This is a genomic window from Pseudomonas sp. P4_C3 (genome assembly GCF_056402075.1).
Genome location: NZ_JBFUIC010000775.1, coordinates 1 through 642 on the forward strand (window position 1 = coordinate 1; position 642 = coordinate 642).

2 protein-coding genes are annotated in these 642 nt (G+C 61.1%); both read left to right on the forward strand.

Going from position 1 to position 642, the window contains the following annotated elements:
- Nucleotides 1–468: WD40/YVTN/BNR-like repeat-containing protein (locus tag AC1DVH_RS32375; protein WP_477757206.1), on the forward strand; the 468-nt coding region annotated here is incomplete at its 5' end.
- Nucleotides 469–496: 28 nt separating this feature from the next.
- Nucleotides 497–642: hypothetical protein (locus tag AC1DVH_RS32380; protein WP_477757207.1), on the forward strand; the 146-nt coding region annotated here is incomplete at its 3' end.

The window sequence follows — 642 nt, forward strand, 5'->3', positions numbered from 1 at the left end:
GTCAAGGACGCCGGGCTGTTCATCGTCGGCGAGCAGGGCAGCATGTTTCGCTCCGCGGACTGGGGCCATACCTGGGAAAAGCTCGAAGGTCCGTACGAAGGCTCGCTGTTCGGCGTGATCGGCACGGCGCAGCCCAATACGCTGCTGGCCTACGGCTTGCGTGGCAACCTTTACCGTTCCACGGACTTCGGCACCACCTGGGAGCAAGTCGAGCTCAAGGCTGAACGTGGCGACCTGGAGTTCGGGCTGTCCGGCGGCACGCTGCTCGACGACGGTTCCATCGTGATTGTCGGCAACGGCGGCTCGGTGATCCGCAGCAGCGACAATGGCGAAACCTTCAAAGTGGTCAACCGTGCGGACCGTATTTCGGTCTCGGCAGTGACTGCGGCAGGCAATGGCAATTTGGTTCTGGCCGGGCAGGGCGGCGTTCGCGTCACTTCGCCCAACGGTACCGAGTCGGGCAAATGAGCCGGGTTAATAATAAGAAGGCGGAGCTATGACTTCCTTGAGTTCTCATCACCAGGACAAGGCGACGTTCCTCGAGCGCCTGATCTTCAACAACCGCCCGGCAGTGATCACGATCTGTCTGCTGGTCAGTATTTTCCTGTTCTGGCAGGCGACGCTGATCCGTCCGTCCACCAG